Origin of the sequence: Bacillus sp. DX4.1 (assembly GCF_030348195.1) — a bacterium.
In the GTDB taxonomy this organism is placed as follows: Bacteria; Bacillota; Bacilli; order Bacillales; family Bacillaceae_G; genus Bacillus_A.
This window is the reverse complement of the sequence record NZ_JAUCFT010000008.1, coordinates 4946744-4962564: the sequence shown is the minus strand read 5'-3', so window position 1 is coordinate 4962564 and position 15821 is coordinate 4946744. Positions and strand designations below refer to the sequence as shown.

Here is a 15821-nt window from a genome sequence, read left to right as displayed (position 1 = left end):
TTTAGACCTTTTTCTACCCCTTTTCTGTTTATTAGATTTCTGTTGATTGAATCTATCGATGCGCCTTTTACGCACATGTACACCTACGTAAGGTTTATTCTCAATTAAATCCATATTAAATTGACCTCCCAGATGTAGATGTTCTATTGTATGCTTGCTTTTTTTGGGACGTATAATCATACAGCCTTTTTTATATAACTTTGTTACCCATTTTTATTATTGCATTGGGACGATTAATGACTAAAGAGAAATAAATTGTTTTGCAATTTCATTAATTTTACAAAAATCCTTCATTTGTCTTATCTTCTAGCTAATTTTTTACATACATATACAAAAGAACTGCAGTTCATTTATTTTTGTTAAAATTCCTTTCGTTAAATTGACTGTTACGGTGAGCCGTATCATAAGTAACGGATAGTGATTTGAATTTAAAAATTAATTGTTTAGTTTAGATGAAAATCTGATGTAATAATGCTTAGTGTGCCAGCACTAAGCATCCTTAGAACACTTATTTGAGCGACTGTATCTGCGATATAAGTACAATGAATTTTTGTTCTAGGTCTCTCGGAATAATTTTAATGAAAATTATAATTAAGAAATTAGCACTTATCTTTGAATGATGGAGTGCTTTTTTATTTACTTTTAATTCCTATATCAATTCCGAGTATTTTAACTTTAATTCGTATGTAATTAAATAATATGATGATCAAAGGATTATACAAATATTTGGTAAAACAAAGTATACTCAATATAGATAAATATAATTACTAAATTTAATTAGGGGTGATTCACATATTTAGGGGAAATGCAAAAAGGATATTTATATCATTATTAACAAATCCACTGTTAATAATTGGATACTGGATTTTTTGTTATGAGTTAGCTTCATTATGCATGTATGGAAGAACTAATAATAATATTTATATTTTATTATTATGTATAGTATTTTTAATATCTATAATTACATTTACTACAATTAGAATTATAAAAGATAGAGAATATGAATCTAAAAAATTAACTAATCTAAAGGCATGGAAATATATTTCTATTATAATTATTGTTGCAATAACATCATTTTATGGAGTAAAGATTTATAAAAGTGCAACAAATTATGGCGGCAAACTTGCATGGTTTATAGAAAGATTAAAAAATGAAAGATCAGTTGAATTTGAACATAATAATATATATGAATATGGAGTAGAAGGTATTTTTGAAGATATAAATAAAGAATATACTTTGCCAAAGAAATTATATGTGGCAAGTGATTTTGACATTAAATTTAATTCAGATGGAACAATTACATCTGTAGATACATTTGTTTATGGAAAAAATGCTGATGGGAAAGATGAAAGTTACTTAATAACTTATGATAAAAATAAGTCACAAAATATTACTTTAATACTAAATGGACATGTAAATGCTGATTATGCTGATGATAAACTAGTAGAACCTCTAATTAAAACAGTTAAGGCTATTCCAGTTAAGCAAACAGTTAGTAAGTGGAATAAAAACAAGTATGGATTGATTTATTATGGAAAAAGAAATTGGGGATACAATACAGAGGGAATCATTAATATTAATGAGGATGGTAAGGAGCATAAGCTTGAAGAAGCAACTTCTGAAATAATTGGATATACTGTATCCATATTTGTCCCTGGAAAAGAGAAAGAGATAATACCTGCTAGATATAACTTAATAGGTAACTTAAATTGGAGTAAATCAAATACTAATCCAAATCAAGATAGTTCTAAAGAGAAGCAACAAGAGTTAACTAATAACAATGAACAGTTTTACCTATCAAAAGAAGTTGGTTATAAACTAAATATTACAGATAAAGCATTAGGTAGTACTTTTTATTCACTAAGCAAGACTATTGATGGGGGTAAAACATGGGAAGCTATAAATGAAGACCCATTCAATGGAGCACTTGGTAGTGCATCAGGAATAACTTTTATAAATGATAAACTTGGATTTTTAGGAGCAACCAGTCCGTCTGGTACTGAGGGAGGATTATATCGTACAGATGATGGGGGCATATCTTTTAAAAAGGTAAATTATACACGCCATGAAGTAAAATTAGATAACGGACACACTATAAGTCCTTTTGATTTTCCAGGTATGCCTTATGAGAAAGATGGAGTTTTTAATCTGTTAGTTGGGCAAGGATCAGATGGAGATTATAATGGTAATAGTAGCGCACTTTATCAATCAAAAGATAAAGGAGAAACATGGGAGTATGTAAAAGAAGTTAAAAAAAGTTAGAGTTAGTACTAAAAATAAATAATATATATTTATTTATTTTTTTAAAAAAATATAATAATACTGTTGATACTTATAGTGAAAGAGCTTTAATTGATGAAATGAATAGTAAGATAAGAAAAGCATTTGAAGTAAATGTTGACATATGTTTTTGGGTAATAAAAAAGAAATAAATAAAATGACCCCCGTTGCAGGTGTAACGGTGAACCGTATCATAAGTAAGCACATAATTAAAGTTTTATTCGGAGGTTCTTATGAGTAAAGTAAGTGTGGTTGTACCTATTTACAATGCAGGAAAGAAACTAGAAAAATGTATAACATCTGTAATTAATCAAACATTCAAGGATATTGAATTAATTTTAGTCAATGATGGCTCAACCGATAATAGTTTAGATATTTGTTATAAATTTATTAAGATGGATAAAAGAATAATCTTGATAAACAAAAATAATGAAGGGTGCATTGCTACAAGGAGGAAGGGCGTAATAGCTTCGAGTTCTGAATATGTAATGTTTGTTGATGCTGATGATTGGATTGATAAAAATACGATTGAAATATTATATAATGAAGCCATTCATCATAATATTGATATTACAGTGTGTAATATGTACAAAGTAATAGGAAATCATGCACTCATCAGACAAAAGAATGAGAGTAGATATTTTAAAGAGGATAAGATATACAATGACGATAGAATAAAAAATGAGTTAGCAGTTGCATACCTTCATGGATATCCATTTCCAGCAAATCTATTTGCAAAGTTATATAAGAGAGAGTTGTTAATAACTAGTGGGAAGTATTTAGAGAGAATATGTTTTCTAGGAGAAGACCTTTACTATAACTTGGAAATGTTATTGAAAGCGAATAGAGTAAAAATTATTGATAAGCCATTATATTACTATAGAGTAGGTGGAACTACAAGTAAATACATGTCTTATTTGTTTGATGATATGGTTAACGGTTATAAAATACAAAAAGAGGTTATTGAGGAATATTATCAAGATAGTAAACAAAGGAGATATAACGGAATCAGTGTTATGCTTCTTAATACATTTAAAACATGCTTAACTAACTTGTTTTATAGTGGATTAGATAAATTAGAAATAAAGAATAAAATAAACGAATTTGTTACAAATAATTCCATTAGAGAATCTTTATCAAATAAAAGATGTCAAAGATATTTTGAAAAAGATTATTTAGATGCAATAGCATACCAAAATACAGAATTTCTTTATAAGCTAGGTGAGAAGGGTTTTAAGAGGGAAAGACCAAGAAAATTACTTCTTAATATACTTTCAAAAGTTTGTTAAAACAAAATATATATTATGTTCAAAATTAGCTATGTGCTTTGATGATGTACGGTGAATCTTATCATAAGTAAATGAGGTTTTTAAGTAAGGGTATCTCCTAAGACTGTATAAAATGGAACACACTTTAGATTTGTCGTAATAATTAGGATAATTCAATATATAGTGGAACATTTTTGGTTAAAATTTCGACAATATTATAGTTACCTACTAGTTCACTAACATTAGAAGACCATTGGAGAAAACTTCCCGATGGTCTTCTAAATATTGTCTAAACAGTAATATATTAATACAAATTAAAAACCCGACATAAAATCCTTCTTTTTAGGTGGGAGAGGGCATCCGGCCATGCATAGAAGCGGTCAGATCCTTTTCCTGCTCCATGCCAAGTGAAAACAAAGAGAGAAAACGAGTGCAGGTCACCTTTTGTTATCCATAGCCGCGGTTGTATGTCGAAAAATCAAAATGGATTTATATAGGTCGTAATAAGTGGAGGAATCCCTGTTTAGATTGTAGCAGGATAAGTAATGAGTAAAATACAATTGTATTCTTCCAAACAGAGAAAATGGTAATATTAGTTTCCTTGAATAAGCATGTTTCCATTTATGAAAAATTATGCTGTAATAGTGATAGAACAATATTTCATCCTGTTCTAAGTAGTCAAAGAAGTGGGGAATTGAGGTTGAAAAAGTTTAAGAAGTTTTACTTAGAGATTACAAGTGTATGTAATCTCGCATGCAGTTTTTGTCCGCCAACAGAACGGCAGAAGCAATTTATTTCTGTGGAGGATTTTTCTAAGAGATTAGACCAAATTAAACCTCACACAGACTACATTTATTTACATGTAAAAGGTGAGCCACTGCTTCATCCTAAAATAGACCAATTGTTAGATTTAAGTCATGAAAAAGGGTTTAAAGTTAATATTACAACGAATGGAACATTGATTAATAAAAGGAAGCACAAATTATTAAATAAACCTGCAATAAGGCAGATGAATTTTTCACTTCATAGCTTTGATGGCCATGCTGGTTCTAAAGATAAGGAAGGATATGTAAGGAGTATACTTTCTTTTATTAAAGAAGCAACGAGCCAATCAGAAATGATCGTTTCGCTGAGGCTATGGAATCTCTCACAAGACAATAAGACGAATGTTGAAATACAAAGAAACAGACAATTACTAGAAATCATTGAGAAAGAATTTGATTTAAACTATAAAATTGAAGAGAAGGTCGTACCAGGAAGTGGCGTGAAAATTGCGGATCGCATCTTCATCAATCAAGATTACGAATTTCAGTGGCCTGCGTTACATGAAGAAGAGGACGATGGAAAGGGCTTCTGTCATGGTCTTCGAAATCAAGCAGGCATTTTAGCAAACGGAACTGTTATCCCTTGTTGTTTAGATGGTGAGGGAATTATCAACCTTGGAAATATTAATGATGCCTCATTCTCGGATATTATTGAAAATGATAGGGCAACAAATCTTGTAGATGGTTTTTCACGAAGAGTTGCAGTAGAGGAACTATGTAGAAAATGCGGATATCGCAAAAGATTTGGAAAATAGATAGGCAAATGGCCAGGATTGAGTAAGTTAGACGAATTCATCCCAACCCATTACCTCTGCTGAAATCATAAAAAGAATTACTTAAATAGGGACCTCTTCTAAACAAAAAATGAGCAAGTACTAAATAAAGTACCTTGCTCATTTTTTGTTATATATAACAATCAATATTGATTACATTTAAAATAGTGAATAACCCTTAATATACTTTATCACCGTTAAAAATTGAATTTTTAACGACAACATAATCTACAGTACGAATTGCTTCTAATTTAGTTCCACCAGCATAAGAAATAGAAGACTGAAGATCTTGCTCCATTTCAATCAATGTATCTTCTAAAGAGCCTTTGTGCTCGACAAACATTTTTTTGCCTTCAACGTTTTTCTTTTCGCCCTTTTGAAATTCTGAAGCTGAGCCAAAGTATTCTTTATAGAGTTTTCCATCTCTTTCAACTGTTTCTCCTGGAGATTCTTCATGCCCAGCAAATAATGAACCGATCATGACCATAGTTGCACCAAATCTAATTGATTTAGCTATATCACCATGTGTACGAATGCCTCCGTCGGCAATAATTGGTTTGCTTGCTGCTTTTGCACACCAACGTAACGCAGCTAATTGCCAACCACCAGTGCCAAATCCAGTTTTAATTTTAGTAATACATACTTTTCCTGGTCCAATGCCTACTTTTGTTGCATCAGCACCAGCATGTTCCAATTCTCTTACTGCTTCTGGAGTTCCCACATTTCCTGCAATAACAAAACTTTCAGGTAAGTATTCTTTAATGTGTTGAATCATTTTTATTACAGCATTGGAATGACCATGTGCAATATCTATTGTAATGTATTCTGGTGAAAGATGTTCTTCTGCTAATTGTTGTACAAATCTATACTCTTCTTCTTTAACTCCAACACTAATAGATGCGATTAATCCACGCGAGTGCATATCTTTAATAAAAGATGTACGTTTCTCTGGTTCAAAGCGATGCATTACATAGAAATAACCATTTTCCGCTAAGTAAATCGCGATCTTTTCATCTATAATTGTTTGCATATTTGCAGGTACTACAGGTAGTTTAAATTTATGTTTACCTAAAGTTACAGTTGTATCACATTCAGAGCGGCTATTTACCACACATTTTGCAGGGATTAATTGAATATCTTCATAGTCGAATACGTTTTCCATCATTTACACCCCTAAATACGAATGTTTTATTGTATATAACTAAAAATGTTCGTTCATTTGATAATGTACCTTATTTTTCCCAGTAAGTCAAAGTATTTAGCATTTATATATTAAATATAGGTGTGAAATTTAATTATATTAGAACGAAATTTTAACAAATTTATCCCGCTATTCGCGGGCAGTAATACCCCCACCTCAAACTTTAGCAAAGGCAATGAAGTTAGGTGGGGGATGAAGAAAACCTCACTGATTAAAGTTTCACTTTATTTAGGAGCATTACTCCCCATCTGCTCCCACTTCATATTTATGTTTTAATTCCTTCATATCTTCCACCAATTTCTCCCCAATGATAGGAGCAAGATCTTCATATATAGGGGCTAGTGCCTTTTCCCATTCTTTCCTTTCTGCATCAGTTAGTTTATGAATTTGGATGGGTGAATTTTGTTTAATAAGCTCGAGTTGTTCTTCATTCATTCGATTGGCTTGTTGATTGTTCCAAGCGGTGGCTTCTTTCATTGCTTCAAGTAATATTCGCTTCGTTTTCTCAGTCTGTTGACTCCATGTTTTTTGATTCATCATTACGGCATAGCCTAAATATCCATGGTTACTAATTGTCAAATAGTTCTGAACGTTATAGAATTTTTTAGAGTAGATATTTGAAATTGTATTTTCTTCACCATCAACTTTACCACTTTCAATTAATTTATATGTGGAGTTAAAGGAATCTTGATGGGCGTCAGCCTTTAGTAAATCAAATTGAGATTGAATTACATCACTTTGCATAATGCGAAAGGACTGTCCCTGTATATCTTTTGGGGTATAAATAGGTCCTTTATTCGAGGTAATTTGTTTAAATCCATTTGACCAATGGGCAAGACCTTTAATGTTATCTTTTTGTAAGGACTGAAGTAATTGTTCTCCAATTTTTCCATTTAAGCCTTCTTGAATGGCTTCATAATTCGGAAAAGCAAATGGTAAATCCAAGACGCCCCATTCTTGAGATAACATGCCGAGTTTTGATGTAGAGGGAGCAATAAAATGAACTTGTCCAGCCTTTAATGCGCGGATTTCTTCTATATCGGAATATAGGCTTCCGTTGGGGAAAATTTCTATTTTTATATCGCCATTTGATTTTTCATTAACAAGTTCAGCAAACTTACTGGCAGCAAGTCCCTTAGGGGTATTTTCTGCAACAACGTGGCTAAATTTAAAAACAATTTGTTCTTTAAGTCCTTCTTGATCATCGTCATACGAAATGGCATCTTGAGAAAAAAAGTTATGGTACCCTACAAAGAAAGAGCTAGCAATGAAAGCGATGAAAAAGAGTATGATAATAGCTGTTTTTTTCATCTTAAACCTCCTCTTAGGTTGTTATGGTAAGCATACCGAGAAGATTTTAATTCGTAAAGGTGCTTTTAGATGAAAGGGGGATGGTTAATGAAACAATTACCGATTCGCTGGAAAATTACAATTTTATCCTATGTAGTAGTTATTTTTTCATTGCTTATAGGTGGTATTGTTATCATCGCAAATATTCAACAAAAAGAAGAGAAAGAGCTCCGGATTAGATCGATGAATACAGCACGGACGGTAGCTGAATTATCAGATGTAAAGAAATCTCTTCAGGAAAAACACGGTTGGTTTACATTAAATCCTGTTGTTGAAAATATTAGGGTGATTAATGAAACAGATTATATTGTAGTAATGAATATGGAGCATGTTCGATATTCTCATCCCGTAAAAGAAATGATTGGGAGACCTTCAAAGGGAGCGGATGAAGAGCCGGCATTTGCTGAGCATATTTATTTCTCAAAAGCAAAGGGAGAAATAGGTACTGTAATTCGTGCATTTATGCCTGTTAAAGATCAAAATTTAAATCAAATTGGGGTTGTCGTTGTAGGAAATAAGGTACCAAACTTTTGGGAGATTATGCTGGGACTGGCAGAAGAGATCTCTTTTATTGTTATATTAACTTTAATATTTGGATTAATAGGTTCATTAATGCTAGCTAATCATATTAAAAAGCAAATGTTTCAATTGGAGCCGTTTGAAATTAAAAGAATGCTAGAAGAAAGAACAGCAACCTTTCATTCAATTAATGAGGGTGTGATTGCAATTGACAATCAAGAAATTATTACGATTTTCAATGAGAAAGCAAGGCAGGTTTTTCGTGTGGATGGAGATGTTGTAGGAAAGCCGATTCGTACAGTGCTAGAGGATACAAGGCTTCCAGAAATCGTGGAGAAGAATCAGCCAGTATACAATGAAGAGATAAAAGTAAGTGGCAAGGTTATTTTAAGCAATCGTATACCAATTAAGAAGGATAATGAGTTGATTGGGGCTGTAGCAATCTTCCAAGATCGCACTGAGGTTACAAAACTTGCTGAGGAACTAACTGGGGTGAAGACATTTGTAGAAGCACTCCGGGTACAAAGCCATGAGCATATGAATAAACTTCATACAATAGCGGGGTTAATTCAACTTGGAAAAGCTGATAAGGCATTACAGCTTGCATATAACACATCAGAAGAGCAGGAGAGTGTGACTAATTTTCTAAACGAGACAATTAAAAATGATGCTGTTGCAGGTCTTTTATTAAGTAAAGTAAGCAGGGGAAAAGAGCTTGGGATTCAGGTGAGTATTGATCAAAATAGTTATTTAGAAAAATTCCCATATCAATTAGACCAACATGATTTCGTTGTATTATTAGGAAATTTAATCGAAAATGCCTTCGGGTCATTTGAGCAAACTGAGGTAGAGAATAAAAGAATTGATATTAGTATTGAACAGTCAGAAGATGTATGCGCGATATTGATTGAGGATAGTGGATGCGGCATAAGTGAGGAATACTTACCAAGGATTTATGAGAAAGGATTTACTGTAAATAAAATTAGTGGTACAGGTTATGGGCTTTTTTTAGTAAAACAAATTGTTGAAAAAGGGAGAGGGGAAATTAGAGTCTCATCTTTTTATGGTGAGGGAACTTCTTTTATCATTACTTTTCCAATGGAGATAGGGGTGGAATTGTATGACAGGTAAAGCGGGAATCAAAGTACTGTTAATTGAAGATGATCCAATGGTTCAGGAAGTAAATAAAGAGTTTATAAGAAGTGTAAGTGGATTTCAGGTAATCGCTGTTGCTAGTAATGGTGAGGAAGGAATTGACCTCGTAAAAGAAATGAATCCAGACCTTGTGATTTTAGATATTTTTATGCCGAAAAAAGATGGTATTAAAGTATTACAGGAATTTAGAAAACAAGAGTTAGAACCAGATGTCATTGTTGTGTCTGCTGCAAAAGATAGAGAAACAATTAAACTCATGCTTCAAAATGGGGCTATGGACTATATTATTAAGCCATTTAAATTGTATCGAATTCAGCAAGCTTTAGAAAAATACCGGCAATATAGGATGAGTTTGAAAGAATCTGGGGCGATTTCGCAGGAGCAGCTTGATTTATTATTATATTCTGGGCGATCTAAGAAAATAGAAAGTAACTTACCGAAAGGATTAAATGAATTTACATTAAATGAAATTGCGGATTATGTAAAAACACAAGATGAACCGCGTTCGGCAGAAGAAGTTGCAAGTGCAATTGGGATAGCTAGAGTAACTGCTAGGCGCTATTTAGATTATCTAGAAAAAAGCGGTTTGATTCATTTAGCGGTTCAATATGGCGGAGTTGGAAGGCCAATTAATCGTTATGTATTTCGTGAAGTGAAAAAATGAGACCAAAATGACCAAAACATTCGTTATGACCATAAACTTCTCACTTTTAACTGAAAACGCTATCATTATTTAAAACATAGGGATAGGAAAGTTTTCAAAACAAAAGGGGGAGAAAAGTTGAAGGTGAAACGACTGTTCAAAAATTTAACCTTTCAAGTATTAACGGCGATTGCACTAGGTGTGTTAGTCGGGCTTCTTTGGCCAAGTGTAGGAAAAGAGATGAAGCCATTAGGTGACACATTTATTAATGCTGTAAAAATGGTAATTGCACCGATTATATTCTTAACAATTGTACTTGGTATTGCCAAAATGGGAGATATGAAAAAGGTTGGTAAAGTTGGAGGAAAAGCCTTTATTTATTTTGAGGTTGTAACAACATTTGCATTGATTATTGGGTTAATTGTCGTAAATGTTATGAAGCCAGGAGAAGGTCTTAATTTTAATGAGCTTGCTAAAGGAGACGTATCAAAATATACACAAGGCGGGGGACAAGGTATCAATTGGATCGATTTTGTAACTCATATTGTTCCTTCTAATATGGTTGATGCGTTCGCTAAGGGTGACATTTTACAAGTATTATTTTTCTCGATTTTATTCGGAGTTGGGCTAGCGGCTCTTGGAGAAAAAGGAAAAGCAGTAATCGATTTCTTGGATAAACTTTCACATGTATTCTTTAAAATTATTGGTTATGTAATGAAGGCAGCTCCGCTTGGCGCATTTGGTGCAATGGCCTACACAATTGGTCATTTTGGGCTTGCTTCACTCGTACCACTTGGAAAATTGATGATGTCAGTATATATTACGATGTTCTTATTCGTGTTTGTCATTTTAAATATTATTTGTAAGATATATGGATTTAGTTTATGGAATTATTTAAAGTTTATTCGAGATGAAATATTAATCGTATTGGGAACAAGTTCTTCAGAATCTGTATTACCAAGAATGATGAATAAGATGGAACGATATGGATGTTCAAAATCCGTTGTGGGCCTTGTTATTCCAACAGGCTATTCCTTTAACCTAGATGGTACATCTATTTATTTATCGATGGCGGTTGTCTTTTTGGCACAAGTATTTGGTGTAGACTTAACGATTGGGCAGCAAATTACAATTATTTTAGTGCTCATGCTAACATCTAAAGGCGCTGCTGGTGTAACAGGAAGTGGATTTATTGTATTAGCCTCTACGTTAGCGGCATTAAAGGTTATTCCTTTAGAAGGATTAGCATTGCTTCTAGGTGTGGATCGTTTTATGAGTGAGGGAAGAGCGATTGTAAACTTAATTGGAAATGGAATTGCTACAATGATTGTTGCAAAGAGTGAAAATGAATTTGATGAAGTAAAACATGCAGAAGCTATTTCTAATATGAAAGTATTGAGGGAGACGAAAGAAGCTGTATAGGGCGGGAAAGCAGACTTAATGATAAGTCTGCTTTTTATTTTGAAATATATATTAATCCCAATTTAGAGGTAGACTCAAGTATAATGAAATATGGTGCAATAACGCATATGATGTTTATAAGATGGTGAAAAATAAATAAAAGAATATATAACAAAATGAGGTTACTACATGAGTAAAAAAAGTTTTGCAGATTATGCATTAAGTAAAGAAATTGTAAGAGCACTTGCTAGCTTGAAATATGAACATCCAACGGAGGTGCAAGGGAAAGTAATTCCAGTTGCACTAGAAAAAAAAGACCTTGTTGTGAAATCACAAACAGGGAGTGGTAAGACAGCATCCTTTGGTATTCCGCTTTGTGAACTGGTTGAGTGGGAAGAAAATAAACCACAGGCGTTAATCCTTACACCAACTAGGGAACTTGCTGCACAGGTGAAAGAGGATATCACGAATATAGGAAGATTTAAACGTATTAAAGCGACTGCTGTGTATGGAAAATCACCGTTTGCTAGACAAAAATTAGAATTAAAGCAAAAGACACATGTAGTCGTGGGGACTCCAGGGCGTGTGTTAGATCATATTGAAAAAGGAACACTTGCTTTAGATCGTTTACAATATCTTGTGATTGATGAAGCGGACGAGATGTTGAATATGGGATTCATTGATCAAGTAGAGGCAATTATTGAGGAATTACCTACGGATAGAATGACGATGCTATTCTCTGCGACATTACCAGAAGATGTTGAAAAACTATCTCATAAATACATGGAAACTCCAATGAATATTGAGATTAAAGCAACTGGAATTACGACAGATAAAATTGAACATGCCCTTTTAGAAGTGAGAGAAGAAGCTAAGTTTTCTCTTCTTAAAGATGTAACAACTGTTGAAAATCCAGATAGCTGTATTATCTTTTGCCGGACGCAAGAACAAGTGGATCATGTGTTTAGACAATTAAATCATTCAAACTATCCGTGTGATAAAATTCACGGAGGTATGGTTCAGGAAGATCGTTTTGATGTAATGAACGATTTTAAAAGAGGAGAATTCCGCTATTTAGTTGCTACAGATGTAGCCGCGAGAGGAATTGATATTGATAATATTACACATGTTATCAACTATGATATTCCATTAGAGAAAGAAAGCTATGTACACCGAACAGGTAGAACAGGTAGAGCTGGTAAAAGTGGAAAAGCAATCACATTTGTAACACCTTACGAAAAGAAATTTTTAGCAGAAATTGAAGGGTATATTGGTTTTGAAATCCCGCAAATGGATGCTCCGTCAAAAGAGGACGTTACAAAAGGAAAGGCTGCTTTTGAGGAGAAAATCAACGCTAGACCAACGATTAAAAAAGATAAGAGTGCAGGATTAAATAAAGAAATCATGAAACTCTATTTCAATGGCGGAAAGAAAAAGAAGATTAGAGCGGTAGATTTTGTTGGAACCATTGCAAAAATTCCGGGAGTGGCAGCGGATGATATTGGAATTATTACGATACAGGATAATGTTTCGTATGTTGATATATTAAATGGTAAAGGCCCTCTTGTCTTAAAGGTAATGAAGAATACGACGATAAAAGGTAAGCAGTTAAAAGTTCATGAGGCCATTAAGTAAAAGAAACTACCCACTATAACAGGTGGGTAGTTTTTTTATTATAGGATGTACTTATTCATCGTATATTTTGTCTTTCTAAAACAAAATAACCACAATAGGAAGCACAAGCATGATGAAAGCATTAAGTGCCATAACAGGCTTATGTTTTGCCCGAAAGAGATGAGCATGCAAGGCACCCAGCATAAGAACAATAAAAAGGGCTGCAGAATACGGTAAGATGCCTGGAATCCAAAATGATACAATCATTCCAATTACCCCGGCTAGCTCGAATAATGCAGTGACGTTCATAAACCACATTGGATAGCGATATTCATTCCAATGGTGGACCATTGATTTTGTGCGTGAAACTTTCATAAAAACCGATAGTACAAACATACATATTAAAACGAGCGTTAGCATCAGAACAATAACGTAAGAAAGCCACCTAGAAATAGGTGGCTTTCTTTTATGTTTAAGATTCTTTCAAATCATCAACCAATTTTTCTGCTAAGCGTCTATACATATTACTCATTGTTACGAAAGAGGTAAGTAATAAGAACTTCTCAAGGTCTTCATCTTCAAAAGTAGCTGCCTCTGCTTTTACTTCGTCTATCCGATTGTTAACGTCCTTTTTAAAGTTTTCAACATTTGTTTCTGTAAGATCAAGGTAACTTTTGTAAAGTGCATCTAGTTCAAAATCGTCTTCGTTTACTAATTTTTCATTGAGACCAGCTAAAGAGTTTTTGATGTCGTTAATGGAGAGCGCGCCTTTTAATTGATAAATGAGGCTAATTAAGATCATGTGCTCTTTTGAGTATTTCTTATTTTTTATAGGGATGAATAACTTTCCTTTTGCATAGTTGTTAATCATTGTTTTTGTTAGTACTTTTTCATCAGCGGTTCTCGTCGCCAGATTGTAGTTGTTTTCAAATAACTGAACGACTTGATCCACGTATAAATCTACGTTAGGAATATCTTCAAGTGTAATTTTTTTTTCTAAATGTAATGTTTCCAGTAAATCGTTTACGTTTTCCATATGAAACCCTCACCTTTATAGGAATAATGTGAATTTAGTTAGTGGGAATAACTCTCTGTAATTACCACTATATATCCAATTATAGTATTACGAAACGAATTACTTGTAAATGTTGACCTCTGCATTTGATTATTATATAATTACATGTAGTTATCAAAACTACATGTAATTATATAAGGAGTTGTTAATGTGAATACTTATGTAAGAGAACCAGTTAATGCGTTTACGCATTTAGGAGGCGCAGTTTTATCATTTGTTGCTCTTCTTGCCATGGTCGTAAAAGTTTCTGTGAAAATGCCTTCTGTTCCTACAATTTCAGCGGTTATTCTGTTTGGAGTGGGGATGATGATTCTTTATGGTGCTTCAACTGTATACCATATGGTTGTGGCAAATGAACGTGTTATTTATTTCTTTAGAAAACTGGATCATTCCATGATTTTTATGTTAATTGCGGGCACATATGCACCCTTTTGTTTAATTACATTACAAGCTGAACACGGCTTACTATTATTCACGCTAGTTTATGCAACCGCTGTATGTGGAATTGCTTTTAAAATGTTTTGGTTTAGTTGTCCAAGGTGGTTATCGACAGCTATTTATCTTGTCATGGGATGGTTAATTATCTTCTTCTTTGCGCCGTTATCACAAAATTTGAGTAGCAATGGCATTATGCTTTTAGTGCTTGGTGGGATCTTCTATACAATTGGTGGATTCATTTATGGTGCCAAACCAAGATGGTTAGAATTTAAATATATGGGTCATCATGAAATTTTTCATATTTTTGTTTTACTTGGAAGTTTAGCTCACTTTTTATGTGTTTACTTCTACGTAATTTAGGAAGAGGTATGTAGGTTTTTCCGCGTTAATACACCTGTTGAGTGAACGACTTGTTTAAGTATAGGAAAATACAAATTAAAAAGCCCCTCTATTATTTCATCAGAGGGGCTAATATAAAGTGGGACTTTTATTTAGTGGGGATTCCTGCCTGTTAATGCGGGATAAACATTTACTCCAAATCTGTACTTTGTTCAGCGGAGCCTAAATTCCACAGACTAAATAGGACTGTAATAGCCCCTAAAATAATACTTGCCCAGAATTCACCGCTTGATAATGAATAAGTGAATGGAAAAATAATGAACCAAATTCCTGTCAGTAGGGATACCCAATGTTGCCAGGAATTCCATCCGAATTTACCATAACCCCAAAGTGAAACAATGGATTGAATAAGACCTATAATGATACTAGACCAAAGCATTTTGTCATTATCGGAGAATCCAAGAGCCCATGGCGCAATAATAAACCATAAACCAATTAATCCAATTAATGCACTTCTTGTTTTCATCATGTCACCTCCCTCCATGAAGTTGATAGTATGAAATATTTTGTTTGATAAATTATATGATTGGACATATGAAAAATTGCATCAAAAATTGAATTATTATTTCGTAACAATTATGTACATTGTAAATAAGCATAGACTTCATTATTTATCCCGCTATTCGCGGGCAGTAATAATCCCATCTCAAAGTTCAGCAAAAAGCAAAGAAGTTAGGTAGAGGATAAATTACCTGTAAAAAAGTCCGATTGGCGAGGGCTGATTAAAGTTTCACTTTATGGCGTTTTATTCCAGTATTTTTAGTATTTATTTTTTGAGTTGATGCTGTTATGATGATGGTATCGTTTTCAGGAGAAGTTTTAGATCAGTAGTAGATGAAGAGAGAATCTACCTAATATTCGATATGTTAAGTTTTTTTGTA

13 protein-coding genes are annotated in these 15821 nt (G+C 33.2%); 8 read left to right on the top strand and 5 right to left on the bottom strand.

Features of this window, described 5'->3' with window-relative positions:
- Window positions 1–783 precede the first annotated feature (783 nt).
- From QUF99_RS28180 to QUF99_RS28170, 3 genes are all read left to right on the top strand, one after another.
- Window positions 784–2262 (top strand): WD40/YVTN/BNR-like repeat-containing protein, encoded by a 1479-nt coding sequence (locus tag QUF99_RS28180; RefSeq protein ID WP_289374500.1) that lies wholly within the window; start codon window positions 784–786, stop codon window positions 2260–2262.
- 251 nt (window positions 2263–2513) lie between these two features.
- Window positions 2514–3569, top strand: coding sequence for a glycosyltransferase family 2 protein (locus tag QUF99_RS28175; protein WP_289374499.1), 1056 nt, complete (start codon window positions 2514–2516; stop codon window positions 3567–3569).
- A 679-nt stretch (window positions 3570–4248) separates the two neighbouring features.
- Window positions 4249–5127, top strand: coding sequence for a radical SAM/SPASM domain-containing protein (locus tag QUF99_RS28170; RefSeq protein WP_289374497.1), 879 nt, complete (start codon window positions 4249–4251; stop codon window positions 5125–5127).
- A gap of 196 nt (window positions 5128–5323) precedes the next feature.
- Here QUF99_RS28170 and guaC read toward each other — a convergent pair whose 3' ends face one another.
- Both guaC and QUF99_RS28160 read right to left on the bottom strand, forming a co-directional pair.
- On the bottom strand, window positions 5324–6307 hold the full coding sequence (gene guaC, locus QUF99_RS28165) for a GMP reductase (RefSeq protein WP_289374494.1): 984 nt from the start codon (window positions 6305–6307) through the stop codon (window positions 5324–5326).
- Between the two features lie 276 nt (window positions 6308–6583).
- Window positions 6584–7657, bottom strand: a complete 1074-nt coding sequence (locus QUF99_RS28160) for a TRAP transporter substrate-binding protein (RefSeq protein ID WP_289374492.1) — start codon at window positions 7655–7657, stop codon at window positions 6584–6586.
- Between the two features lie 87 nt (window positions 7658–7744).
- Between QUF99_RS28160 and QUF99_RS28155 the strand changes: the two genes are divergently transcribed.
- The 4 genes from QUF99_RS28155 (at window position 7745) to QUF99_RS28140 (ending at window position 13049) form a co-directional block, all read left to right on the top strand.
- Window positions 7745–9346 (top strand): ATP-binding protein, encoded by a 1602-nt coding sequence (locus tag QUF99_RS28155; RefSeq protein WP_289374490.1) that lies wholly within the window; start codon window positions 7745–7747, stop codon window positions 9344–9346.
- Window positions 9336–10034: a response regulator gene (locus QUF99_RS28150; RefSeq protein ID WP_289374488.1), complete on the top strand. Its 699-nt coding sequence runs from the start codon at window positions 9336–9338 to the stop codon at window positions 10032–10034. Before QUF99_RS28155 ends, QUF99_RS28150 begins: the two co-directional genes overlap by 11 nt.
- 123 nt (window positions 10035–10157) lie before the next feature.
- The gene (gene dctP, locus QUF99_RS28145) at window positions 10158–11435 is read left to right on the top strand and encodes a C4-dicarboxylate transporter DctP (protein ID WP_289374781.1); all 1278 of its coding nucleotides are present in this window, start codon (window positions 10158–10160) and stop codon (window positions 11433–11435) included.
- A 168-nt stretch (window positions 11436–11603) separates the two neighbouring features.
- Window positions 11604–13049: a DEAD/DEAH box helicase gene (locus QUF99_RS28140; RefSeq protein WP_289374486.1), complete on the top strand. Its 1446-nt coding sequence runs from the start codon at window positions 11604–11606 to the stop codon at window positions 13047–13049.
- A 75-nt stretch (window positions 13050–13124) separates the two neighbouring features.
- Here QUF99_RS28140 and QUF99_RS28135 read toward each other — a convergent pair whose 3' ends face one another.
- Window positions 13125–13448, bottom strand: a complete 324-nt coding sequence (locus QUF99_RS28135) for a DoxX family protein (protein WP_289374484.1) — start codon at window positions 13446–13448, stop codon at window positions 13125–13127.
- 52 nt (window positions 13449–13500) lie between these two features.
- On the bottom strand, window positions 13501–14064 hold the full coding sequence (locus QUF99_RS28130; RefSeq protein ID WP_289374482.1) for a DUF1836 domain-containing protein: 564 nt from the start codon (window positions 14062–14064) through the stop codon (window positions 13501–13503).
- Window positions 14065–14253: 189 nt separating this feature from the next.
- On the opposite strand from QUF99_RS28130, the gene trhA reads away from it, so the two are divergent.
- On the top strand, window positions 14254–14901 hold the full coding sequence (gene trhA, locus QUF99_RS28125) for a PAQR family membrane homeostasis protein TrhA (protein ID WP_289374480.1): 648 nt from the start codon (window positions 14254–14256) through the stop codon (window positions 14899–14901).
- A gap of 169 nt (window positions 14902–15070) precedes the next feature.
- Here trhA and QUF99_RS28120 read toward each other — a convergent pair whose 3' ends face one another.
- Window positions 15071–15406 carry an SPW repeat protein gene (locus QUF99_RS28120; protein ID WP_289374478.1) on the bottom strand — a complete coding sequence of 112 codons (336 nt, stop codon included), beginning with the start codon at window positions 15404–15406 and terminating at the stop codon, window positions 15071–15073.
- Window positions 15407–15821: the final 415 nt, after the last annotated feature.